This window comes from Colwellia sp. M166 (genome assembly GCF_024585285.1).
GTDB lineage: Bacteria > Pseudomonadota > Gammaproteobacteria > Enterobacterales > Alteromonadaceae > Cognaticolwellia.
In genome coordinates, this window is record NZ_CP040755.1 from 2,993,007 (window position 1) to 3,015,137 (window position 22,131).

18 protein-coding genes are annotated in these 22,131 nt (G+C 41.0%); 17 read left to right on the forward strand and 1 reads right to left on the reverse strand.

Annotation, left to right across the window (positions count from 1 at the left end; translation table 11 throughout):
* Positions 1-18 precede the first annotated feature (18 nt).
* From rsmH to lpxC, 15 genes are all read left to right on the forward strand, one after another.
* Complete coding sequence (gene rsmH / locus FGD67_RS13630) at positions 19-960, forward strand: 16S rRNA (cytosine(1402)-N(4))-methyltransferase RsmH (RefSeq protein ID WP_257171681.1); 942 nt, start codon at positions 19-21, stop codon at positions 958-960.
* 15 nt (positions 961-975) lie between these two features.
* Positions 976-1,290 carry a cell division protein FtsL gene (gene ftsL / locus FGD67_RS13635; RefSeq protein ID WP_077283799.1) on the forward strand — a complete coding sequence of 105 codons (315 nt, stop codon included), beginning with the start codon at positions 976-978 and terminating at the stop codon, positions 1,288-1,290.
* Between the two features lie 21 nt (positions 1,291-1,311).
* Positions 1,312-3,069 carry a penicillin-binding protein 2 gene (locus FGD67_RS13640; RefSeq protein ID WP_257171682.1) on the forward strand — a complete coding sequence of 586 codons (1,758 nt, stop codon included), beginning with the start codon at positions 1,312-1,314 and terminating at the stop codon, positions 3,067-3,069.
* Positions 3,062-4,660, forward strand: coding sequence for a UDP-N-acetylmuramoyl-L-alanyl-D-glutamate--2,6-diaminopimelate ligase (locus FGD67_RS13645; protein ID WP_257171683.1), 1,599 nt, complete (start codon positions 3,062-3,064; stop codon positions 4,658-4,660). The genes FGD67_RS13640 and FGD67_RS13645 overlap by 8 nt, the downstream gene beginning before the upstream one ends.
* Positions 4,657-6,057, forward strand: a complete 1,401-nt coding sequence (gene murF / locus FGD67_RS13650) for a UDP-N-acetylmuramoyl-tripeptide--D-alanyl-D-alanine ligase (RefSeq protein WP_257171684.1) — start codon at positions 4,657-4,659, stop codon at positions 6,055-6,057. Before FGD67_RS13645 ends, murF begins: the two co-directional genes overlap by 4 nt.
* Entirely contained in the window at positions 6,057-7,139 is a 1,083-nt protein-coding gene (gene mraY, locus FGD67_RS13655; RefSeq protein WP_257171685.1) for a phospho-N-acetylmuramoyl-pentapeptide-transferase, read from the forward strand. The genes murF and mraY overlap by 1 nt, the downstream gene beginning before the upstream one ends.
* 10 nt (positions 7,140-7,149) lie before the next feature.
* Positions 7,150-8,544 (forward strand): UDP-N-acetylmuramoyl-L-alanine--D-glutamate ligase, encoded by a 1,395-nt coding sequence (murD, locus tag FGD67_RS13660; RefSeq protein WP_257171686.1) that lies wholly within the window; start codon positions 7,150-7,152, stop codon positions 8,542-8,544.
* On the forward strand, positions 8,544-9,806 hold the full coding sequence (gene ftsW, locus FGD67_RS13665) for a cell division protein FtsW (protein WP_257171687.1): 1,263 nt from the start codon (positions 8,544-8,546) through the stop codon (positions 9,804-9,806). The genes murD and ftsW overlap by 1 nt, the downstream gene beginning before the upstream one ends.
* Positions 9,799-10,905, forward strand: coding sequence for an undecaprenyldiphospho-muramoylpentapeptide beta-N-acetylglucosaminyltransferase (murG, locus tag FGD67_RS13670; protein WP_257171688.1), 1,107 nt, complete (start codon positions 9,799-9,801; stop codon positions 10,903-10,905). Before ftsW ends, murG begins: the two co-directional genes overlap by 8 nt.
* Positions 10,906-10,913: 8 nt before the next feature.
* Complete coding sequence (murC, locus tag FGD67_RS13675; protein WP_257175120.1) at positions 10,914-12,374, forward strand: UDP-N-acetylmuramate--L-alanine ligase; 1,461 nt, start codon at positions 10,914-10,916, stop codon at positions 12,372-12,374.
* Positions 12,371-13,306, forward strand: coding sequence for a D-alanine--D-alanine ligase (locus FGD67_RS13680; RefSeq protein WP_257171689.1), 936 nt, complete (start codon positions 12,371-12,373; stop codon positions 13,304-13,306). The genes murC and FGD67_RS13680 overlap by 4 nt, the downstream gene beginning before the upstream one ends.
* Before the next feature lie 3 nt (positions 13,307-13,309).
* A complete protein-coding gene (locus tag FGD67_RS13685) occupies positions 13,310-14,089 on the forward strand; it encodes a cell division protein FtsQ/DivIB (protein WP_257171690.1) in 780 nt (259 codons plus the stop codon).
* A gap of 5 nt (positions 14,090-14,094) precedes the next feature.
* Positions 14,095-15,330: a cell division protein FtsA gene (gene ftsA, locus FGD67_RS13690; protein WP_077283778.1), complete on the forward strand. Its 1,236-nt coding sequence runs from the start codon at positions 14,095-14,097 to the stop codon at positions 15,328-15,330.
* Between the two features lie 78 nt (positions 15,331-15,408).
* A complete protein-coding gene (ftsZ, locus tag FGD67_RS13695; RefSeq protein ID WP_257171691.1) occupies positions 15,409-16,572 on the forward strand; it encodes a cell division protein FtsZ in 1,164 nt (387 codons plus the stop codon).
* Between the two features lie 138 nt (positions 16,573-16,710).
* Complete coding sequence (gene lpxC, locus FGD67_RS13700) at positions 16,711-17,628, forward strand: UDP-3-O-acyl-N-acetylglucosamine deacetylase (RefSeq protein ID WP_257171692.1); 918 nt, start codon at positions 16,711-16,713, stop codon at positions 17,626-17,628.
* An 89-nt stretch (positions 17,629-17,717) separates the two neighbouring features.
* Here the strand turns inward: lpxC and FGD67_RS13705 are convergent, their stop codons facing one another.
* Entirely contained in the window at positions 17,718-18,179 is a 462-nt protein-coding gene (locus tag FGD67_RS13705; protein ID WP_257171693.1) for a DUF721 domain-containing protein, read from the reverse strand.
* A gap of 32 nt (positions 18,180-18,211) precedes the next feature.
* Between FGD67_RS13705 and FGD67_RS13710 the strand changes: the two genes are divergently transcribed.
* Complete coding sequence (locus tag FGD67_RS13710; RefSeq protein ID WP_257171694.1) at positions 18,212-19,111, forward strand: M23 family metallopeptidase; 900 nt, start codon at positions 18,212-18,214, stop codon at positions 19,109-19,111.
* A gap of 125 nt (positions 19,112-19,236) precedes the next feature.
* Positions 19,237-21,915, forward strand: a complete 2,679-nt coding sequence (gene secA / locus FGD67_RS13715) for a preprotein translocase subunit SecA (RefSeq protein WP_257171695.1) — start codon at positions 19,237-19,239, stop codon at positions 21,913-21,915.
* Positions 21,916-22,131: the final 216 nt, after the last annotated feature.

Consider the following 22,131-nt stretch of genomic DNA (forward strand, 5'->3'; position numbering starts at 1 on the left):
GGCGTTTATAAACTCATAATGCAACACGATAATGCACACATTTCAGTTCTGCTTGAAGAGTCAATCGCAGGGCTCGCAATAAAGCCAGAGGGTATTTATATCGACTGTACGTTTGGCCGTGGCGGACATTCAGGTTTAATTCTTGAAAAGCTTGGATCAAATGGCCGTTTAATTGCGATAGATAGAGATCTTACGGCAATAGCTGTGGCAGAAAAATATGCTAATGATGAACGTTTTATCATCGAACACCATGGTTTTGCTGACTTACAAATGATTGCTGAGAAGCATCAGCTGGTTGAAAAAGTTGATGGCATTTTACTTGATTTAGGTGTCTCGTCACCACAGCTTGATGAAGCTGAACGTGGTTTTAGCTTTATGAAAGATGGCCCACTTGATATGCGCATGGATACCACTCGTGGGCAAACGGCAGCACAGTGGCTTGCAGTTGCTGATGTCGAAGATATTACTTGGGTGCTGCGCACTTTTGGTGAAGAGAAACATGCTTGGCGTATCGCTAATGCCATTGTTGATGAGCGAGAAGTTACTCCATTAACTCGCACAGGGCAATTAGCGCAATTAATTAAGAAAACAGCACCACAAAGAGAAATTAAAAAGCATCCAGCTACGCGTAGCTTTCAAGCTATTCGCATGTATATCAACAGCGAATTAGAACAAATTGAAAAAGTTTTAGCAGCGTCTTTAGCTGTGCTTGCTACCGATGGCCGTTTGGTGGTGATTAGTTTTCATTCACTTGAAGACCGTTTAGTAAAACAGTTTATGAAAAAAAATTCGCAAGGTAAGAAAGTGCCACGAGGCATGCCAATTAGTGAAGAAGAATTAAATAAAGGCAAGAATTTAAGTTTAGTTGGACGTAAGTTAAAACCCAGCAAAGATGAAGTTGAAGAAAATGTGCGTTCTCGCAGCTCGGTACTTCGTGTTGCGCAAAGGTTAGCGCGCTAATTACGGTGCTTTAGTATGGCAACCAAGAAAGTGGTGTTAGTACTTGATATTTGGCAGGACATTCGGCGCCATCTCGCTATATATGGCATTTTATTATTAGTATTGCTATCAGCGTTTTCAGTCATTTACTTTACTCACTTGAATCGGCAAACCACCAGTAAAATTGAAGTGTTATTAACTGAACGTGATGGCTTAGAAAATGAATGGCGTAATTTATTATTAGAGCAAAATAGCTTGGCAGAGCATAGTGCCATCGAAAGCAATGCAGAAAAACAGCTGAATATGACAAGGCCAGATGCCAGCTCTGAAATTATTATTAAATTACCATAAATTTTTAGCACGAGTAGGGCTATGAAAAAACCAGCACAATATAATCCGAACACAGTAGTATGGCGTTTTTACGTTGTGCTAGGTGCTGTTGTGCTGATTTATGCTGGTTTAATGGCTCGTACTGCATATATTCAAGTGTTTGAACCTGACATGCTGAAAAAGCAAGGTGATAACCGCTCACTTCGTACCAATACTAAAACCGTACAACGGGGCTCCATTGTCGATCGTAATGGCCATGAATTAGCGATCAGTGTACCGGTAGAAACAGTGTGGGCGGATCCTAAAATTATTTTTGATAGCAATGCTTTATCAATGAAAAAGCATTGGCAAGCTTTGGCTGATGTACTAGGTCAAGATGTTAAAAAACTACAAGTGAGAATTACTAAAAACCCGACTAAACGCTTTGTTTACATTGAACGTAAAGTCGCACCGGCGATGGCTAATTATATTCGCGAATTAAAAATTCCAGGCATTCATTTACGTAAAGAATCTAAGCGTTTTTATCCTGCGGGTGAAATAAGTGCCCATGTTGTCGGCTTTACTAATGTTGATGACAAAGGTATTGAAGGCATTGAGCGGGTTTATGACCAGTTGCTAACTGGAGAAGATGGTGAAAAACAATATCGTAAAGACGCTAAAGGTCGAAAGATAGAGATTTTATCAGTCAAAGCCTCTACGCCACCTAAAGAAATAACCTTGAGCATTGATCAACGTATTCAAGCACTTGCTTATCGTGAACTCAAAGGCGCAGTGAAAGCGTTTAAGGCAACATCAGGGTCCGCTGTTGTTACCAATGTGAATACTGGTGAGGTATTAGCTTTGGTGAATAGTCCATCATATAACCCAAACAACCGTTCGGGTGTAGCAATTCACCGTTTTCGTAATCGCGCTATTACTGATATCTATGAACCCGGTTCAAGTGTGAAGCCATTGACGGTTTTAACTGCACTGGAATTTGGTAGCGTAAAAAAAGATAGCATCATTGATACTTACCCAGGCTGGATGCGATTAGGTGGTAGTCGAGTTTCTGATCCGCGCTACCTCGGAAAAATAACTTTAGCTGAGTTATTGGTGCACTCTTCAAATATGGGCACGACTAAGTTGGCATTATCGGTACCCAAAGATTATTTAATTGATAAGTTTTTTGATGCAGGATTTTCTGAAGAAACCGGTACCGGACTTGTCGGTGAAAGTTCAGGCATGATGCACGATAGAGCGCGTTGGTCAAAATTTGAATTAGCGACATTGTCTTGGGGTCACGGTGTTGCTATTACCCCAATTCAGTTGGCGCGTTTTTATACCATATTAGCTAATGGCGGTATGAAAATACCGTTAACGATTTTAAAGCAAGACCCACAAGAACAGGTCAAGAAAAATGCTGAACGTATTTTTTCTGCAGAAAATAGTCAAAATGTATTAGACATGCTTGAACACGTCGTTAATGAACACTATACCGTTGCAAAAATAGACGGTTACCGTGTTGGTGGTAAAAGTGGTACGGCGATTAAAGCCTTTGCCGGTGGTTATGGTAATGATTATGTCGGTTTATTTGCCGGTGTAGCACCGATATCAGATCCTGAGATTGCTGTGGTGGTGGTGATTGATGACCCCGGTGGTGATTTATATCACGGGGGGGAAGTTGCTGCGCCAGTTTTTTCCCGTATTATGAAAGGCACGCTGCGGCTGCTCAATGTAGCGCCAGATGCCAATACCAAAGTAACCGTTGTAACGGCAGAGCCAAAAACAGAAAACCTACCCAAGGAGCGTGACCATGTTTGATCACGCTTTACGCGTTTCTAATCAACCAAGAAATTTTGCTGCCATTGAAGCGGTATTAAAGCGTGCTAGCATTAGCTTGAATCACCATGATTTAACTCAACTTAAAGCCAAGTTTTCTCAGCTGTTTCAAACTGATGCGACTACTGCTGACTTGGTTAATGATACGCGAACGATTAAGCCTGGCGATGTGTTTTGTGCCGTTATGGGTAGCTTACGTGATGGACGTGAATATATTGCCCAAGCGCTTGCTGCCAATTGTGCAATGATAATACAAGAAACGACTGAGCCATCAGCACATGGAAAACTGACTTGGTTACAGCAGACAGATACAGACGCCATTGCGATATTGAATTATTTTCAGCTGAATCAAGACTTATTTAATGTTGCTAAAGCCTTTTATGGCGCACCTCAACAATCGATGAATATTATTGGTATTACCGGTACCAATGGTAAAACCAGCACCAGTCAAATTATTGCTAATTTATTAGACTATTGTCAGAAAAACTGTGCGGTTATTGGTACCAATGGTGCTGGCAAGCTTGCCAGTTTAAAAAGTATTGATAACACCACCCCAGGTGCAACAGAGTTACATCAGCTATTGGCATTGTTTAATACCCAAGATATCACCGATGTTGCGATGGAAGTTTCATCGCATGCGTTAGCGCAAAAACGCGTTAGCGCCGCTTTATTCAACACCGCAGTATTTACTAATTTAACGCGAGATCATTTAGATTATCATCACACTATGTCGGCTTATGCTGACGCGAAAAAACAAATATTTACCGGTGATAGTCAGCAAGTTGCGGTGATTAATGGTGATGATAGCCAAGGGCGCAATTGGCTAGAACATTGGCCTGAAATACAAACTGTAGTGGTGTATGGTCGTGGGGAAAATATTAGCAGCTATAGCCACTTTGTCCAAGCACTTGATATAAAACACCATGTGGATGGGGTAAGTTTTACGTTAAATACCGAGCAGGGCCAGTGCCAAATTCGCAGTCAGTTGTTAGGTAATTTTAATGTCGAAAACCTCCTCGCTGCTATCGCGGTATTAATGGTTGAAAACATTGCTCTGAGTATGATTGCTAACGCAATTAGGCAACTTGTACCGATTATTGGTCGTATGGAAGCCTTTTCATCTGTTGGTAAACCGACAACGGTTGTTGATTATGCCCATACCCCTGATGCTTTGGCGAGTGCTTTAGATGCTTGCCGTTTACATTGTCAGGGTAAACTATGGCTAGTTTTTGGCTGTGGTGGCGACCGCGATGTTGGCAAGCGTGCTTTGATGGCAAAGGTTGCTGAAGACAAAGCGGATCATATTATTATTACTAATGACAACCCGCGTAGTGAAGCGCCTGAAGCAATAGCTGCCGATATCATTGCTGGTTTACGCCAGCCAGAGTGCGCTGAAAAAATCTTAGATAGAAAGAGCGCTATATTAAGCACATTACAGAAGGCACAGGCCAATGATGTCATTCTTTGTGCCGGTAAAGGTCATGAAGATTACATCATCATGGGGGCTGAAAAGCATCATTATGATGAACGCGCAGTGGTTCGTGGGTTTTATACAACAGAGGTGATGCTATGATCGCGCTAACGTTAACTGAACTTACGCAAGCGGTTGATGGTCAATTGTTTGGCGAGAACTTAACGATAAATGCTATTAGTACTGACAGCCGGGCCTTAAATGCTGGCGATGTTTTTTTAGCATTACAAGGGCCAAATTTTGATGGTCATAAATTTGTTAAGCAAGCCAGTGAGCAAGGCTGTAGCGCTGTTATTGTTCAACAATTTTATGATGAGATTGCAATGGCACAAGTGGTAGTTGCCGATACACATCAAGCCTTAGGTCAAATTGCCGCGTATGTGAAAGCAAAAGTTGCCCCAAAAACGGTTGCAATTACCGGTAGTAGTGGCAAAACCACGGTAAAAGAAATGGTTGCCGCAGTGTTAAGTCGTTTAGGTAATGTTTTAGCAACTCAAGGTAATTTTAATAATGATATTGGTGTACCACTTACCTTATTACGTTTAGAAGAAAAGCATGACTTTGCTGTTGTTGAGTTAGGTGCAAACCACATTGGTGAAATTGCCTATACCTCAGGCTTAGTAAAACCAGATGTTGCCATTATTAACAATATTGCTGCCGCACACTTAGAAGGGTTTGGCGATTTATCTGGTGTTGCTCGGGCAAAAGGCGAAATATTTTCCGGGTTAAGTGCTAATGGCGTCGCTATATTTGCTGAAAATAATCCATGGCTTGATAAATGGCAATGGCGTTTAGCAGATAAAAAAGTGCAACGTTTTTCCTGTGAGGGAATAGCTGATTGTTATAGCCATCAGGAAGTTTTAGATGATAACGGTTGTGCGAGTTTCAAATTAACCACTCCGATAGGCAGTACCTATATTGAATTGACAGTACCAGGTCATCACAACGTTTGTAATGCGGTCGCTGCAGCAACCATAGCTTTAGAGTTTGGTGCGAGTTTAGATGATATTCGTTTGGGCTTGGCTGAAATGACTGCGGCTAAGGGACGCTTGAATTTATATCAATTGCAGCAAAATCTTAGATTGATTGATGATAGCTATAACGCCAATGTTGAATCAATTAATGCCGCATCGAATCTCTTAGCTAGCTATCCAGGACGCAGAGTACTTATTCTTGGCGATATGGGGGAACTTGGTGGTGAAGCGCGTCGTTATCATCAAGAAGTCGGCGAGCATGCAAAAAGTCAACATATTGATGATCTTTTGACCTTAGGGGTATTAAGTCAAAATACTTCTGATGCTTTTTATCAAGGCCAGAATACCCCAGGTCAACATTTTAGTAGTAAAGAAGAGTTAGTCTCACGATTACAGCAGATGCTTCAAGGTGAAGAGCAGCAAGTGACAATTTTAGTAAAAGGTTCGCGCAGTGCTCATATGGAATACGTAGTGGCTGATATTATTCAATGGCAAAACAGTCTAACACTGCAGGAGCAGGCATAATGTTACTTTGGTTAGGTGAGTATCTCACTCAGTATTATTCATTCTTTAATGTTTTTTCTTATTTAACATTTAGGGCAATTGTTTCAACGCTCACCGCGTTGGTTATCTCGTTATATTTTGGCCCTAAATTAATTCGTGCTTTGCAAAATATGCAAATAGGACAAACCGTGCGAGACGATGGTCCCGAAAGCCATTTGTCAAAATCAGGCACGCCAACAATGGGCGGATTGTTGATTCTGGCCTCAATCGTTGCCAGTGTCTTACTATGGGCGGACTTAACCAATACCTATGTTTGGGTGGTGTTATTTGTTGTGCTTAGTTTTGGCACCATTGGTTTTGTTGATGATTATCGTAAAGTTATTCGTAAAGATTCTAATGGCTTAATTGCTCGCTGGAAGTACTTTTGGCAAACTGTTGCAGGATTAGCGACAGCAATATTTCTCTACCAATTTGCCCAAAGCCCAGAAGAAACCACCTTACTTATCCCATTTATTAAAGATGTATTACCGCAACTTGGTTTGCTTTATATCGGTTTGGTTTATTTCGTCATTGTTGGAACAAGCAACGCTGTTAATTTAACAGATGGCCTTGATGGTCTTGCTATTGTACCAACCATTATGGTGGCTGGTGCATTCGCAGTATTTGCCTACATGACAGGTCATGCCAATTTTTCTGAATACTTACATATCCCCCATATTGCTTTAGCGAGTGAGCTGGTTATTGTTTGTACCGCTATTGTTGGCGCTGGCTTAGGGTTTTTATGGTTTAACACCTACCCAGCACAAGTTTTTATGGGCGATGTTGGTTCATTAGCATTAGGTGCTGCATTAGGTGTTATTGCGGTATTGGTTAGGCAAGAGTTAGTGTTATTTATTATGGGCGGGGTTTTCGTGATCGAAACCCTGTCGGTTATTTTACAGGTAGGCTCTTATAAGTTACGTGGGCAACGCATTTTTCGCATGGCACCAATACATCATCATTACGAATTAAAAGGTTGGCCTGAACCAAGAGTGATTGTCCGCTTTTGGATTATTTCTTTAGTTTTGGTATTGGTTGGATTAGCAACCTTAAAATTAAGGTAAACATAGACGCGTGAATAAACAACTGCAACAGTCGATAACGGCGCAATTAGCGAATAAACGTATTGTAATATTAGGTATTGGTATTACGGGACTCTCGTGTGCGCGTTTTTTACATCGTTACAAAATTTCTTTTGCAGTTAATGATAGTCGCGCAATGCCTATTTCTCCGGGTGACTTTAAACATCAGTTTGGTGATAACACTTTAGTACTCGGACAATGGGATCAAGCCTTGATTGCACAAGCTGATGTCTTGATTGTTAGCCCAGGGATTAATATTGCTGAATCCGAGATTAACAAAGCGATTACGAGTAACTGTGATGTTATTGGTGATATTGAGTTATTTTGTCGTTTAAGTGATACGCCGATACTAGCGGTTACCGGCTCTAACGGTAAATCTACTGTTGTATCCATGCTTAATTATGTTGGTAATGACATTGGTTATCGTGTGCAGCTAGGCGGCAATATTGGTTTGCCGGTATTAGATCAAATAGATAAAGAGCAGGCTGACTTTATTGTTTTGGAGTTATCGAGTTTTCAGCTTGAAAGCGTGAAAAGCATGAAAGCACTGGCTGCCACTGTCTTGAATTTAAGTGATGATCATTTAGATCGTCATAAGACATTGGCAAACTATGGCGCAATTAAGCAAAGCATTTATCACAATTGTACTTATGCCATTTTTAACCGCAATGATCATGCGACAAAACCGAACGGGCTTTATGCGCAAAGCCAATTATTAAGTTTTGGTAGTGATCAAGCGCAATCAGCTGATTTTGGCTTAGCAAATATTCATGATGAAAGTCATTTGATGTATGGTGAGCAAGCTTTATGCGCTTTAGCACAGTTACCCTTGCAAGGTAGTCATAATGCCTTAAATTATCTTGCGGTATTAGCATTAGGAAAATCTGCTGGTTGGGATTTGAACGCTATGTTAGCAAGTTTAATGGCTTTTAAAGGTTTAGCACACCGTTGTGAAGTGATTGAAAGTCATGATGGTATTCGCTGGATTAATGACTCAAAAGCAACCAATGTCGGTGCGACACTTGCCGCTATTGAAGGCTTGTCGCCAACTCTGAAAGGCAATAAGTTAATTTTAATTGCCGGTGGAGACGGTAAAGGGGCCGATTTCTCGCCGTTAAGTCAGGTCTTAACACAGCAAGTGGATTATTTAATTACGCTCGGAAAAGATGGCCGCGCCATTGCATCGTTGAGATTAAGTCAGCAAGCAGAAACAACTAGCCATGTAGATTCATTACCAGCGGCGGTGGAGCTTGCTAGAACACAAGCAAATGTAGGTGATATGGTGTTACTCTCGCCAGCTTGTGCCAGCTTAGATATGTTTGCAAATTATGTCGAACGTGGTGTGGTGTTTATTAAATCAGTGTTAATGCAAAAGGGAGGCAGTTAATGTCAGTTTCTTTTGCTAACTTTCCCCAATGGGCTTTACCGCAATGGTTGCAGGCTGATACGAAAACAGTAGCCACTTTTGATCGTAGCTATGTGGCACTTGCCCTTAGCATGTATATGATCGGTTTAGTGATGGTGGCAAGTTCATCAATGCCAATTGCTGAGCGGCTATTTGATAACCCATTTCATTTTGTTGTTCGCCATATGATCTACATTGTCTTGAGTTTAGGTGTTGCTGCTGTGGCATTGCAAATACCGATGAGTCGTTGGCATCAATATAGTGGCAACCTATTGCTCTTAGGCATTGCTCTACTTATTGTGGTGCTACTTATTGGTCGTAATGTTAATGGCTCTACGCGCTGGATTGCCATTGGCCCGATCACCGTACAGGCAGCTGAGCCGGCAAAATTATTTTTCTTCTGTTATCTGTCAGCCTATCTCGTTAGACGTCGCGATGAGGTGATGGAAAATATTAAAGGCTTTGCGAAACCTTTAGTCGTTTTTGGTGTTTTAGGTGGTTTGCTGTTACTACAACCTGACTTAGGCACTATTATCGTGATGTTTGTCACCACCTTTGGCTTGTTATTTTTAGCCGGTGCTAAGTTATGGCAGTTTATTGCTATTGCTGGTGTTGGCATTAGTTTGCTGTCAATGTTGGCGTATTTATCGCCTTATCGTTGGGCCCGTGTTACTGGCTTTCTTGACCCGTGGAAAGATCCCTTTGGCAGTGGTTATCAACTAACTCAATCATTAATGGCTTATGGCCGCGGTGAAACTTTTGGGCAAGGTTTAGGTAATAGCGTACAAAAATTAGAGTATTTACCTGAGGCACATACCGATTTTGTCATGGCAGTATTGGCCGAAGAATTTGGCTTTATTGGTATTAGCGTTATTCTGCTGCTCAGTATGACCTTGGTTTTTAAAGCTTTGTTACTCGGTAGAAAGGCGGTTAACCAAGAAAAATATTTTGAAGGTTTTTTTGCTTACGCTATTGGGATTTGGTTTTGTTTTCAAGCCGCGGTCAATATCGGTGCGAGTGCAGGGATAGTGCCTACTAAAGGCTTAACTATGCCGTTAATTAGCTATGGCGGCAGCTCGATGATTATCATGACCATTGCGCTGGTAATTTTAATTCGTATTGATCATGAAATTAGATTACAAAGCATTCAAGCGACGAGTCGAACAGTTACAACCAATAAAAGTAGTAAAAAGAACCGAAATAAAGTGAAGAAAACAGAACTTATCGAGGGTGAAAATGACTGAACATACTAGTCATGAAGTAAAGCGCCCGACACTACTCGTGATGGCGGGCGGTACGGGTGGTCATATATTTCCAGGCATTGCTGTCGCGGAAGCATTAGTACAGCAAGGTTGGAACATACATTGGCTTGGCACTGCTGAGCGTATGGAAGCGGAATTAGTACCGAAAAACGGTTATCCGATTTCATTTATTAATATTGCCGGTATCCGTAACAAAAACTGGCAAACATGGCTAAAAACGCCATTTAAAATTCTGCAATCAGTATGGCAATCTATTCGGGTGCTACGTGAAGTTAAACCCGATGTCGTCCTAGGTATGGGCGGTTATGCTAGCGCACCTGGAGGTGTTGCCGCATGGTTATTACGCATTCCGTTAGTTTTACATGAGCAAAATGCGGTAGCAGGGATGAGTAATCGTTTTCTCTCGCATTTTGCTACTAGAACCTTAAGTGCTTTTCCCGGAGCCTTTAGTAAAAGAGTAACGCCTGAAGTTGTAGGAAACCCATTACGTAGCGATATTATTGCCATTGAAAACGTAATGCCAGCGCAACCAGCAACCAGTAAAAAAGTCTTAGTGGTTGGTGGTAGTTTAGGGGCCAAAATCTTAAATGATGTTGTGCCACAAGCGATGAAGCAGATCAAAGTGCAAAGTATTGATGTTTGGCATCAAACCGGCGGTGGTAATGAGCAAACGGTACTAAAAAGCTATCAGGACTACGGTTTACCAGAAGAAAAGGTGAAAGTGACGGAATTTATCGATGATATGGCAGCGGCATATCAATGGGCAGATGTGGTGATTTGTCGTGCTGGTGCGTTGACCGTTTCTGAATTAGCAATGGCAGCAAAGCCTGCGATATTCGTACCATTGCCACATGCAGTTGATGATCATCAGACCAAGAATGCTATGTATCTGGTTAATTGCGGCGCAGCAAAATTAATTGCACAGAAAGAGTTTAACGGTACAACTTTAGGGCAAATGTTAAATAGCTTGTTTATATCAGACAAAGTGGTGCAGCAGATGTCAAAAGCTGCACACAATGCTGCCCATGCAGATGCAACTAAACGTGTTGCTAATGTTTGTATAGAGGTTGCACAACAATGAGTAGAGAAATGACGACAGAAAAAAACAGCGATACAACTTTAGATAATGCTAATAATAGGGTGCCGGAAATGCGCCGTGTTAAAACCATCCATTTTGTTGGTATTGGTGGCGCTGGTATGGGCGGTATTGCAGAAGTATTGCTCAATGAAGGCTATCAAATTACCGGTTCCGATATTGGTGAAAATCCAGTGGTTAAACGCTTGAGTGCTTTAGGGGCGAAAGTGACTATTGGCCATCATCAAGACAATGTCATTGGTGCTAGTGTTATCGTGGTTTCAACGGCAATTAATGCTGATAATCCGGAGCTCGCTGCTGCCCATCAACAGCGTATTCCGGTTGTGCGTCGTGCTGAAATGCTAGCGGAATTAATGCGTTTTCGTCATGGTATTGCCATTGCGGGTACCCATGGAAAAACCACGACGACGAGTTTAATTGCCAGTATTTTTGCGCAAGCTAAGTTAGATCCTACCTTCGTTATCGGTGGTTTACTTAATAGTGCCGGTACCAATGCCCGTTTAGGTAGTAGCCGTTATTTAATTGCTGAAGCGGATGAAAGTGACGCTTCGTTTTTACATTTACAGCCTATGGTTTCGGTGATCACCAATATTGATGAAGATCACATGGAAACCTATCAAGGTGACTTTGAAAAACTTAAAGACACTTATATCGAGTTTCTGCACAACTTACCGTTTTATGGTTTAGCGGTAGTTTGTATAGATAACCCGGTCGTGCGAGAGATATTGCCGCGCATTAGTCGTCAAGTGATCACTTATGGTTTTGCTGAGGATGCGGATGTTAGAGCAACACAATACCAACAATCAGGTGGTATAAGTTCATTTGTTGTTGAGCGTGAAGGTAGTAAACCCTTGCCAATTAGTGTGAATTTACCCGGCCAACATAATGTTTTAAATGCTTTAGCAGGTGTAGCAGTAGCTGTTGATGAAGGGGTAGCCGATAATGCTATTCAACAAGCATTACAGAGTTTTGCCGGTATTGGTCGACGTTTCGAAAGCTTAGCAACACTGACTACTGCGCAAGGTGAAATGTTATTGATTGATGATTATGGCCATCATCCAACGGAAGTAAAAGCCACCATTGATGCTATGCGTAAAGGCTGGCCTGAAAAAAGGTTGGTTATGGTATTTCAACCGCATAGATACTCACGCACCCGTGACCTATATGAAGATTTTGTTGAAGTACTTTCAGAAGTTGACTGCTTATTTTTGCTTGACGTGTATGCAGCAGGTGAAGCCGCGATAGCAAATGCCGATAGCAAAAGTTTAGCACGTAGTATTCGTCAACGAGGTCAAGTTGAGCCTATCTATGTCAGTGATAGTGATAAATTAGCGGAATTAATGGCCGCACAATTATGTGATGGTGACATGGTGATCACTCAGGGAGCCGGTAATATCGGTACGATTGCGCGTAATTTAGCGACAGATGAAAAATTAATGGTGTTAACAGTATGAAAGCTTTGATCGAACAAAAACTGGCAGTTTTATATGGTGGTACATCAGCAGAAAGAGCGGTATCACTTAACTCAGGTAAAGCGATAGCTAAAGGTTTAAGAGAAGCTGGCTTTGACGTTCAACTTATTGATACCCAAGATTATTGCTTAAGCGATTTAGCGACACTTGATATTGATCGCGTTTTTATTGCCTTACATGGTCGTGGCGGTGAAGACGGTTGTGTGCAAGGTGCACTGCAATATATGAATATTCCGTACACCGGATCTGATGTGCTTGGCTCTGCACTGTCGATGGATAAAATTCGTAGTAAACAAGTGTTTCAAGCCTTAAATTTACCAACAGCTGCTTTTGCCATTGTTAATAAAGCAGAATATCAAGTGGGTGATGCTGACAAAATCTTACAGCAATTAGGCGATGTGGTGATGGTGAAACCGGCCAATGAAGGCTCAAGTATTGGTATGTCAAAAGCAAATAATGCTGAACAGTTACATCAAGCTTTGAACGCCGCTTTCGAGTACGACCAACAAATATTAGTTGAAGCTTGGATCCAAGGGCCAGAATACACCGTGGCTATTCTAGGGCAAACGCCTTTGCCGGTAATTCATATGGAAACGCCGCATGATTTTTATGATTACGACGCGAAATATATGTCGACAAGTACGCAATACCATTGCCCATGTTCTTTATCGCAAGCCGATGAAAGCGAGTTGCAATCTATAGCGTTAAAAGCGTTCAATGCTACCGGCGCAAAAGGCTGGGGAAGGGTAGATGTCATGCGTAACACTCAAGGCCAATGGCAGCTATTAGAGGTTAATACGGTACCTGGTATGACAGAAACATCGTTAGTACCCAAAGCTGCAAAAGTACATGGTTTAAGTTTTAGTGAATTAGTGACAGAAATTGTTGCTATTAGTGCGCAAGGTCGCCTGTAGGTAATGGCTGAGGCAATAGAGAAGCAACAGCCGTTAAGGAATGACGTCACCAATTTACACTGGTCGTTTTGGTTAGGCGTTACGTTTTTTGTTGCTGTTATTATTGCCATATTATTGTTTGGTTTTTTTTTAAACAAACGCTTAAGCGCTGAAGAGTCAGTGCCGGTTACGTCCATTGCTATTGCGGGTGAAATGCCGTATACCACGCGTTTAGATATTGAAAATGCAATAGAAAAAGTTAATTTGGGTAATTTTTTCAATTTGGATGTTAATGATGTCCAACAGAGAGTGGCTAAATTACCTTGGGTTTATTCGGTTTCAGTACGAAAAAAATGGCCAGATGAATTAAAAATTTATGTAGTAGATCAAAAGCCTATTGCCCATTGGAATGGTGATTTTTTGATTAATGAAAATGGTAAAGCATTTCAGGCTGACATAAAACGTTTAGTTGAGAAACTGCCGGCATTTTTTGGCCCAGAAGGTAGTGAGAAAGTTGCCTTGGAGAATTTTAGAAATTTGAATAAACTGTTGGATTTTAGTCAGTTAAGTATTGATGAGTTGGTACTGTCTGAACGTTTTGCATGGCAGCTTATTTTAGATGATGGTGTGACTATCAACTTAGGTCGCGATAACCGCGTTGAGCGTATACAGCGCTTTATGGATGTTTATCCACAGATAAAATTGAATACAAAGCAGGGTCAACAAGTCGATTATGTTGATCTGAGATATGATACTGGTTTAGCCGTAGGTTGGAAAACCACGGATAATAAAGAAAGAGTTTAACCTTAATGTCAAAAGTAACTGAAAGAAATTTAGTAGTTGGATTAGATATTGGAACGTCAAAAATTTCAGTAGCGGTTGGTGAGATCACACCCGATAATCAGCTCAGTATTGTTGGTGTTGGAAATCAACCTGCCCGTGGCATGGATAAAGGTGGTGTTAATGACCTTAATCTGGTTATTCAGTCTATTCAGCGTGCGATTAACGAAGCTGAATTAATGGCAGACTGCCACATCACCTCAGTTTACCTTGGCATTTCAGGTAAGCATATCAGCTGCCAAAATGAAAACGGTATGGTGCCCATCAATGATAAAGAGGTGATGCAGGATGATGTGGATAACGTTATTCATACCGCCCGCTCTGTGCCCATTTCGGCAGAACGTCGTATGCTGCACGTTTTGCCGCAAGAATATAGCATAGACTGCCAAGACGGTATAAAAAGTCCTATCGGCATGTCAGGTGTGCGTATGGAAGCAAAAGTACATATTGTCACTTGTGCAAACGACATGGCAAAAAACATTGTTAAATGTGTTGAACGTTGTGACCTAAAAGCTGATCAATTAATTTTCTCAGCGCTTGCTTCTAGCTACGCAATCTTAACTGATGATGAAAAAGAGCTTGGGATCTGTGTGGTTGATATGGGCGCTGGCACTATGGATATTGCGGTTTTTACCGGTGGCGCTTTACGCCATACCGCGGTAATACCTGTTGCAGGTAATCAAGTTACTAGCGATATTGCAAAGATTTTTCGTACACCGTTAAGTCATGCTGAAGAGATTAAGGTGCAGTACGCCTGTGCGTTGCGCCAAATGGTCAGTATGGAAGAAAATATTGAAGTGCCTAGTGTTGGCGGACGTCCTGCACGCTCGATGTCACGTCATACTTTAGCGGAAGTCGTTGAGCCTAGGTATCAAGAATTATTTGAACTGATCCAAGAGGAACTACGAGAATGTGGATTAGAAGATCAAATTGCTGCGGGTTATGTTTTAACCGGAGGTACAGCAAAAATGGAAGGTGTAGTTGAGTTTGCCGAAGAAGTATTTCAAATGCCAGCACGAGTTGCTCAGCCTTCAGATATCTGCGGATTGAAAGAGTATGTTAACGACCCAACATATTCTACGGTTGTCGGCTTGTTACACTATGGTATGCAAGCGAATCAGCAGCAAAGTAATGAGAAAAAGAAAAGCGAGTCAGTCGGTAGTATCGGCTCGAGAGTACTTGCTTGGTTTAAAGGCGAATTTTAATTAGCGATTTTAGTTACTAATTAAAAGTATAAAAGAGTTTTGGTGGAACAAAACGTATTAAAAATCGGAGATAATAAAATGTTTGAATTAATGGAAGATCACAACGCAGAAGCAGTCATCAAAGTTATTGGTGTTGGTGGCGGGGGCGGAAACGCGGTAGAACACATGGTGTCACAAACCATTGAAGGTGTAGAATTTATTACCGCAAATACCGATTCTCAAGCATTACGTAACTCAGCGGCAAATGTTACTTTGCAGCTAGGTCACGATGTCACTAAAGGACTGGGTGCTGGTGCGAACCCTGAAATTGGTCGCCGAAGTGCGGAAGAAGACCGAGAAACTATTAAAGAAACACTGCAAGGTGCTGATATGGTCTTTATCGCAGCTGGTATGGGTGGTGGTACGGGCACTGGTGCTGCGCCAGTTGTTGCCGAAATAGCCAAAGAAATGGGGATTTTAACGGTTGCGGTCGTGACTAAGCCATTTCCTTTTGAAGGCAAAAAACGCATGAACTATGCCGATCAAGGTATCGAGTTTTTATCAAAAAATGTTGATTCATTGATCACTATTCCGAACGAAAAATTATTGAAAGTGCTTGGCCCTGGCACCAGTTTATTAGATGCCTTTAAAGCCGCGAATAATGTTTTATTAGGTGCTGTGCAAGGTATCGCGGAACTTATTACCCGTCCTGGACTCATAAACGTCGATTTCGCCGATGTTAGAACCGTAATGTCTGAAATGGGTACTGCAATGATGGGCTCTGGCACTGCATCAGGTCCAGACCGTGCAGAGGAAGCGGCAGAAGCTGCTATTTCAAGTCCGTTACTTGAAGACGTTGATTTAGCTGGCGCGCGCGGTATTTTGGTTAATATCACTGCCGGCATGGATATTAGCATTGATGAATTTGAAACTGTTGGTAATGCGGTTAAAGCTTTTGCATCTGAAAATGCTACCGTTGTCGTTGGTGCGGTTATTGACCCTGAAATGACGGAAGAATTACGAGTAACGGTTGTGGCAACGGGTATTGGTGCAGAGCGTAAACCAGATATTACCTTAGTCAATCCTACGCCTGTGGCTGAGCCACAAGTTGTTGGTGGTGACTATATTGCTAGCGCACAACCTGAGCTGTCTGCGAATCCGGTTACTATGCCAGAAGCTAATGCTCAAGCGCAGAAAGTAGCAGCTACTGAACTTGATGATTATTTAGATATTCCGGCATTTTTACGTAAACAAGCAGACTAAGCGATATTCGAAAAGTTAATTACGCAATACTAAAAATGTTGGTTTTTTGATTTTATTAGGCTTTTTTGTTATATTACGTCTCCGCTTATTTTCGGCGGCGACTTATTAGCGCAAAATATAGGCTTAAGAAGGCTATTTATGATTAAACAACGTACGTTAAAAGAAAGTGTCTCTGCCATAGGTGTAGGGTTACATAAAGGTGAAAAGGTGCAGATCACTCTCCGTCCTGCGCCTGCTAACACCGGTATTATTTTTCGCCGAGTTGATTTAGATCCCGTTGTCGATATTCCAGCGACACCGGAAGCTGTGGGTGAAACAACTTTATGTACGTGTTTAGTGAATGAGCAAGGTGTTCAGATTTCCACCGTCGAACATTTGCTTTCTGCTGTCGCAGGTTTAGGTATTGATAACCTCATTGTTGAGGTTGATTCACCTGAAATTCCAATTATGGATGGTAGTGCTTTACCGTTTGTGTATTTAATTCAGTCAGTAGGCATTGAAACATCAAATGTTGCCAAACGCTTTTTACGTATTACTAAAACTATACGCGTAGAAGAAGGTGACAAGTGGGCTGAATTAAAGCCTTATGAAGGTTTTCGGGTTAATTTCGCGATTGAATTTGAACACCCGGTGATTGCTAATACTTGTCAAACCATGAGTATGGATCTTTCAAGTTGTTCATTTGTTAAAGAGATCAGTCGCGCACGCACCTTTGGTTTTATGAAAGATATTGAGTTCTTACGTTCACATAACCTTGCCTTAGGTGGTAGCTTGGAAAACGCGATTGTTTTAGATGAATATCGCATGCTCAATAAAGATGACTTACGCTACGATGATGAGTTTGTTAAGCATAAAATTTTAGATGCTATTGGTGACCTGTATATGGGCGGTGTTAGCATCTTGGGTGAACTGAATGCTTTTAAATCAGGTCATGGCTTAAATAACATGTTGTTGCGTGAAGTATTTAAACAAGTCGATTGTTGGGAATGGGTAACGTATGAAGATACGATTGAATCACCCATCCAATTTCAAGAAATTAGTGCGACGGCATTTTAATATAATTCAGTTGCGAAAATCGCTACATTAAAACCAGTCTTCGTGCTGGTTTTTTTATCATTAAATTTTACTAAACTGTTGTTCAAAAGCTATTTTTTTGCATGCGAAGCAAGTTTTTCTAACTTTTTCCGCAAACTATCAGGAGCACTGCGTGCCACTGCTAATAACTGCGCTGCGGTACGTGCTGATATAGTGGAATTAATGGCGTTAGGAATAACGGTTTTTTCGGGTATTTTTGTTCGAAATGGTGTGATTTTAATTTCTATTTGGTTGAATTCGTTATTGGTTACTTCGCTAAGTTCTCGGCAAATATTCATTCTTTCAAACTGTAATCGTTGGCTCCAAACGGCTGAGTTTACCTCAATGACAATGGCATTAGCTTTGAAATTGGCTATTTTCCAAACATCTGCTGGTAGGTCGGGACAAATTTGTCGTACAATATCAGCCAATACGGTTAAAAAGTTGGTTTTTGCAGCTATTTGTGCCAAAGTGCCTGACGTTGAATTAAACAGCGCTGACATGTCTGTGGGGATTTTCGATTTTCGTGCCATAAGTCAGCTCTTGAACAAACGATGAATGAGTTATGAGTTTAACATTACTATACCGAGGAAAGAACGTTAGATTTTCAATGAAGCTAAATAAGCTACATTGGTTATCTGCCTTAATTGTTTTTGCCTTAATTTCAGGTTTTATTGTCCATTTGATCGCCTCTGCAGATGATGTACCGAAAAATACAATATATCAGCTATCAAGCCTACCCATTATTGATGATACTAAAGTAAATAGCCAACAAGTAACCGCAGTTACCATGAAGTTGGCCGAATTACAAAGCCAAGTGTTAAGATTAAATGCTTTAGGCGATCGCTTAGCTGAAGAGGCGAGCATTCCTGATAATGAATTTAACTTTCAATCATTCCCCTCGAGTGGCGGTCCGATGATTCAAAGTCATGAGGAAAAGCCTAAAAGCTTAGCGGAGCTACTTTTGGATATTACCGCATTGGAAGAATCGCTTGGTCATGAAGAAAAACAATTAAAAATGCTTGAATCTGTCACTTTAGGTCACCATATAGAGAATACACGGTATTTGTCTGGTCGACCAATAAAGAAGGGTTGGTTGTCATCGTATTTTGGTATGCGTAAAGACCCTTTTAATGGTAAGCCGGCAATGCATAAAGGCGTTGATTTTGCAGGTAGTGAAGATGCTGATATTATAGCTACCGCATCTGGAGTGGTAAGTTGGGCAGGTGATCGTTATGGTTATGGTCAATTAATTGAAATTAATCATGGTGATAACTTAAAAACTCGTTATGGTCACAATAAAGCAATAAAAGTATCGGTTGGTGATGTTGTTACTAAAGGTCAGGTTATTGCAAAAATGGGCAGTACAGGTCGTTCCACAGGACCACACGTACATTATGAAATTTTGCGTAATAATCGCCAAATAGATCCAAAAAAATACGTTTATCGCAAAGCAAAAAATTAGTTTTTGCACGAATTTCAGTTGTTTAAAATACTACTGCGATTACAATACTAAGCAAGTTTATGTGATCGGTCCCACCGGTCATTTATTTTCAGCGGAAGATTTTCTTCTCAATATGGTTTAACACGATGTTTGTAAAGTTAATGACAAAACTGTTTGGTAGTCGAAATGATCGATTACTTAAACAAATGTGCAAAGAAGTAACAAAAATTAATGCTCTAGAACCCGTTTTTGAAGCCCTCAGTGATGAAGAACTAAAAGCAAAAACAACTGAGTTTAAAGAGCGCGTTGAGCAAGGCGAAGTACTAGACGAGCTTATTCCTGAAGCATTTGCTGTGGTACGTGAAGCGAGTAAACGCGTATTTGGTATGCGTCACTTTGATGTGCAAATGATCGGTGGCATGGTACTCAACTCGGGTAAAATAGCCGAAATGCGTACCGGTGAAGGTAAAACGCTTACCGCAACTTTACCGGCTTATTTAAATGCTTTAACCAATAAAGGTGTGCATGTGATTACGGTCAATGACTACCTTGCTACCCGTGATGCGGATTGGAGTCGGCCATTATTTGAATTTTTAGGTATGACTGTTGGCTGTAATATTGCTGGTATGGCACCTGGCGATAAACAAGCAGCATATAACGCTGATATCACTTACGGTACCAACAACGAGTTTGGTTTTGACTACCTGCGCGATAATATGGCCTTTTCGCCAGAAGAGCGGGCACAAAAGCCATTAAACTTTGCCGTTATTGATGAAGTCGACTCGATTTTAATTGATGAAGCGCGCACGCCATTAATTATTTCTGGTCAAGCGGAAGATAGTTCTGAACTTTACCGTAATATCAATCTGGTAGTGCCAACGCTTGTTCAGCAAGATGAAGAAGATAAAGAAGGTCAAGAAAGTACCGGTGACTTCACCATTGACGAAAAAGCCAAGCAAATCTATCTAACTGAGCTAGGTCAAATACATATCGAAGAAATCATGATCGAAAAAGGTTTAATGCAGCAAGGAGATTCTCTATTCTCAGCAGCAAATATTACTTTACTCCATCATGTTATGGCGGCATTGCGTGCTCATAAACTGTTTCAAAAAGATGTTGATTATATTGTTAAAGATGGTGAAATCGTCATTGTTGATGAACATACCGGTCGTACAATGGAAGGTCGCCGTTGGTCAGAAGGTTTGCACCAAGCGGTTGAAGCGAAAGAAGGTGTTGATATTCAAAATGAAAATCAGACACTGGCATCAATTACCTTCCAAAATTTTTTCCGTATCTATAATAAATTATCAGGTATGACAGGTACTGCGGACACAGAAGCGTTCGAGTTTAATCATATCTATGGTTTAGAAACGGTGGTTATCCCAACAAACCAACCTATGGTACGTAAGGATTTACCTGATTTAATTTACTTAACAGCTGAAGAAAAGTTTGAAGCGATTTTAGAAGATATTAAAGACTGTGTTGAACGTGGCCAACCGGTTTTGGTGGGAACTATCAGCATTGAAACCTCTGAATTCTTATCTTCATTTTTAAAGAAAGCAAAGATTAAGCATAAAGTATTGAATGCTAAGTTCCACCAACAGGAAGCTGAGATTGTTGCCGACGCGGGTAAAATTGGTGCGGTAACCATTGCCACTAACATGGCTGGTCGTGGTACTGATATCGTACTGGGTGGTAACTTAAGTATGATGCTAGCTAAGCTTGATAACCCAAGCGCAGACCAAATTGAAAAAGTGAAAGCCGCATGGCAAGAAGAGCATGAAAAGGTATTAGCCGCGGGTGGCCTACATATTGTTGCCACTGAGCGTCATGAGTCTCGTCGTATAGATAATCAATTGCGTGGTCGTTCAGGCCGTCAAGGTGATGCGGGCTCAACGCGTTTTTACCTATCGATGGAAGATGGCTTAATGCGCATTTTTGCCTCTGAGCGTATTTCTAACATGATGCGTAAATTAGGTATGGAGCGCGGTGAAGCAATTGAACATCCTTGGGTGACTAAGAGTATTGAAAATGCTCAACGTAAAGTTGAAGGCCGTAACTTTGATATTCGTAAACAATTACTTGAGTTTGATGATGTTTCAAATGACCAACGTAAAGTTATTTATGAGCAACGAAATGAGCTGATGGATGAAGCAGATATTGCTGAGGTTATTAAAGCGATTCGTGCAGATGTCGTTAATGGTTTGATTAGTCAACATATTCCACCACAATCGTTAGAAGAAATGTGGGATGTTACGGGCTTAGAAGAACGTATTAAAGGCGAACTTAATCTTGAGCTGACTATTGCAAAATGGTTAGAAGAAGACAGCAACTTGCATGAAGAAACTTTACGTGAAAAAATTGTTGCAGAAGTTGAAGCGAGTTATGTTGCTAAAGAAGAGATGGTTGGTGCTGAAGTTTTACGCCAGTTTGAAAAGGCTGTTATGCTACAAAGCCTAGATTCTCATTGGAAAGAGCATTTAGCGGCAATGGACCATTTACGTCAAGGTATTCATTTACGCGGTTACGCGCAAAAGAATCCAAAACAAGAATTTAAGCGTGAATCTTTCGAGTTATTTGCCGAATTACTTGATAACTTAAAATATGATGTTATTGGTATCTTAAGTAAAGTGCAAATTAAGGCTGAATCTGATGTTGAAGCGGTTGAAGAACAACATAGAAAAGCTGATGAAGCACCGAAAGAGTTTACACATCAGTCGGCCTCACAGCCTGAAGAAACTGCGATGGCGCGTGTTGGACGTAATGAGCCTTGTCCGTGCGGCTCAGGTAAAAAATATAAACAGTGTCACGGTAAGTTAAGCTAACTTATCAAGCGTTAAGTCTGACATAAAAATACCAGTCTTTTGACTGGTATTTTTATGTTTAATAGCAATCCGTCTCAGAAAGTACCTCTTAGCGAGAATTTAAAAGTCAGTCTTTGAGTGCTTGCGGGGCAATGATAATTTCAAAAATTTGTACCTACTCATGTGTTCGATATAGCGCTAAGTGCATACTTCTTTAGATAAACAATATAAAAATAA

Bases quoted from the DNA above. Each gene is read 5' to 3' on its own strand.
- FGD67_RS13705 (WP_257171693.1), bottom strand. From the start codon at position 18,179: ATGGCACGAAAATCGAAAATCCCCACAGACATGTCAGCGCTGTTTAAT.
- ftsW (WP_257171687.1), top strand. From the start codon at position 8,544: ATGTCAGTTTCTTTTGCTAACTTTCCCCAATGGGCTTTACCGCAATGG.
- FGD67_RS13645 (WP_257171683.1), top strand. From the start codon at position 3,062: ATGTTTGATCACGCTTTACGCGTTTCTAATCAACCAAGAAATTTTGCT.
- murC (WP_257175120.1), top strand. From the start codon at position 10,914: ATGACGACAGAAAAAAACAGCGATACAACTTTAGATAATGCTAATAAT.
- murG (WP_257171688.1), top strand. From the start codon at position 9,799: ATGACTGAACATACTAGTCATGAAGTAAAGCGCCCGACACTACTCGTG.
- rsmH (WP_257171681.1), top strand. From the start codon at position 19: ATGCAACACGATAATGCACACATTTCAGTTCTGCTTGAAGAGTCAATC.
- FGD67_RS13680 (WP_257171689.1), top strand. From the start codon at position 12,371: ATGAAAGCTTTGATCGAACAAAAACTGGCAGTTTTATATGGTGGTACA.
- lpxC (WP_257171692.1), top strand. From the start codon at position 16,711: ATGATTAAACAACGTACGTTAAAAGAAAGTGTCTCTGCCATAGGTGTA.
- mraY (WP_257171685.1), top strand. From the start codon at position 6,057: ATGTTACTTTGGTTAGGTGAGTATCTCACTCAGTATTATTCATTCTTT.
- murF (WP_257171684.1), top strand. From the start codon at position 4,657: ATGATCGCGCTAACGTTAACTGAACTTACGCAAGCGGTTGATGGTCAA.
- FGD67_RS13685 (WP_257171690.1), top strand. From the start codon at position 13,310: ATGGCTGAGGCAATAGAGAAGCAACAGCCGTTAAGGAATGACGTCACC.
- ftsZ (WP_257171691.1), top strand. From the start codon at position 15,409: ATGTTTGAATTAATGGAAGATCACAACGCAGAAGCAGTCATCAAAGTT.
- FGD67_RS13640 (WP_257171682.1), top strand. From the start codon at position 1,312: ATGAAAAAACCAGCACAATATAATCCGAACACAGTAGTATGGCGTTTT.
- FGD67_RS13710 (WP_257171694.1), top strand. From the start codon at position 18,212: ATGAGTTTAACATTACTATACCGAGGAAAGAACGTTAGATTTTCAATG.
- ftsL (WP_077283799.1), top strand. From the start codon at position 976: ATGGCAACCAAGAAAGTGGTGTTAGTACTTGATATTTGGCAGGACATT.
- secA (WP_257171695.1), top strand. From the start codon at position 19,237: ATGTTTGTAAAGTTAATGACAAAACTGTTTGGTAGTCGAAATGATCGA.
- ftsA (WP_077283778.1), top strand. From the start codon at position 14,095: ATGTCAAAAGTAACTGAAAGAAATTTAGTAGTTGGATTAGATATTGGA.